Raw genomic sequence first — 1,856 nt, forward strand, 5'->3', positions numbered from 1 at the left:
GGCGGAGGCTGCGGCCGCCTCGCCGCCCGGCGCGGCCGGCGCCGTGAAGCCGGCGGCGAGGTCGCGCACGTCGGGCCAGTCGGCCTCGGCGCGATCGACGGTGATCCACACGCCGTCGAACTCGACCGGCATGCCGGGTGCGAGCGGCACGGGCTGTTCCAGCACGCGACCCTGCGCATCCAGCACGCGGCCGCCGTCCGTGCGCACCTGCACGCTGCCGTTCGCGATCAGCAGCGTGGCGTGCCGTTCCGCGATGCGCGGACCGACCAGGATCAGCGCGCAGTCGTCGCCGCTGCCGACGRCATACTCGCCATCGCCCAGCGGCAGGCGGCTGCCGGCCTGCGCGCCCAGCAGCACCCGCAGCTCGTGCGGGCGCTCCGGCACCGGCGGCGACAGCGCCGGTTCCACCGGGGGCATCGGGGTCGGCGCCTCGCTCACAGCTCGACCCGCGCCAGCGGCTGGATGTTGACTATGACGACAACGTGCGCTCGAGGCGTGCGCTGGAACGCATCGGCTTCCGGCGCCTGCCGGTGCGCCGGCGCAGCGACAAGGAGCCGCTGCATTACATGGTCCTGGTGGCGCCGGGCGTGGAGGTCGACGCGATGGCGGTGCTGCTGGACTACCACGTGCGCGAAGAGCAGGCGACCGACTTCGAGCCCGATCCCGATCCGAAAACGGAAACGGTCGGGGTCGGCGGATCGGGGCGGCCGTGAGCTCGGTGTCGGACGATCGGCGCCGCGCCGACGAGGCCCGCGTGGCRCAGCTCGCCGAGAGCATGCGCCGCCGGCACCAGGTCGACGACGCGGTCCGGGGCGAGGCCTCGCAGCCGATGTCTGCGCAACGGGTGCTGCGCGAGGAAGCGGTGTTCAGGGATGCGGTGCAGGCTGCGCTCGACGACGGCCTGCCACGGCCGCCGGTGTGCTCGGTCGAGCCGGACGAGCCGCCGCGGGAAGAACCTGCCACCGAGCCTGTTGCGGTGCCGTTGCCGCCATCGCCATCGCCATCGCCATCGCCGCTGCGGTCGTCTTCGCCTCCCGCTGCGCCTGTGGCCACGGTGCACGTGCCACCACCCTCCACGGACACCGATCCGCAAGCGATGCCGACGGCCTCACCGGTGCCTGCGCGAGAACCGGCCCGCGGGGCGCCACCGCCCCAGGCCACGCCACTGCGTGAGCCGGGGATCGCATCGCAGTCGGCGTCTGCGCCCCCGCTCTCGCCCCCGCCAGCGCCTGCGCCAGCGCCAGCGCCAGCGCCTGTGGTGGCTCGGGCGCCTGCCCGTGCGCCTGCATCCGCACCGCGGCGCGTGCAGCCACCGAGGCCGCAGCCGGCGCAGACGCCGGCTCGCCCGGCCGATCCAGCGGTGGCGTCCGACTTCGAGGCTGGCTGGCGCGAGGCGCAGGCCGCGGTGCACGATGCGCCGCACGCCGTGGATCCGCCCGGCGACGAGGGCAGGTCGGCGCGCGAGCTGTTCGAGCAAGGTTTGCGCGAAGGGGCGACGCTGCCTGCTGCACCCGGCCCCGTTTTCGCACCGGCCCCAGCACCGGTGCGGCAGGCGCCGGTCTCCGGCGGTGAGGCGCATGCACCGACTTCGCCTCTGCCTCCGCCTCCGGTGCGTCCGGCGCCACGACGGGCGCCATCGCAGTCACCCGCGCCCGCGCAGCTTCTGCCACCGGCCGCCGTCCCGATCGCCACGCTGCAGCAGATGCTCGAACCGCGGACGGCACCCCCGGGGCAGGCCGATCCCACGGGCGCGACGGCCGCGCCGCCGAGCCCGGTGTCGCAGGCGAGCCTCGACTTCTGGCGCGCCTATGCACAGGAACTGCCGCCCGGCCATGCGCTGCGCGGCCCGCTGGAGC

The 1,856-nt window shown here is 75.4% G+C and carries 2 protein-coding genes and 1 pseudogene; 2 read left to right on the top strand and 1 reads right to left on the bottom strand.

Annotation, left to right across the window (positions count from 1 at the left end):
• The coding region (locus tag AC1D1T_RS32230) for an FHA domain-containing protein (RefSeq protein ID WP_477993425.1) at positions 1-417 on the bottom strand (417 nt) is incomplete at its 3' end.
• Between the two features lie 65 nt (positions 418-482).
• Between AC1D1T_RS32230 and AC1D1T_RS32235 the strand changes: the two genes are divergently transcribed.
• Together AC1D1T_RS32235 and AC1D1T_RS32240 are read left to right on the top strand one after the other, a co-directional pair.
• Positions 483-713, top strand: a complete 231-nt coding sequence (locus AC1D1T_RS32235; protein ID WP_477829327.1) for a hypothetical protein — start codon at positions 483-485, stop codon at positions 711-713.
• Between the two features lie 590 nt (positions 714-1,303).
• Positions 1,304-1,856 (top strand): annotated as a pseudogene (locus AC1D1T_RS32240) (hypothetical protein); the annotation flags it as partial.

It is taken from the genome of Rhizobacter sp. P2_H3 (assembly GCF_056403355.1).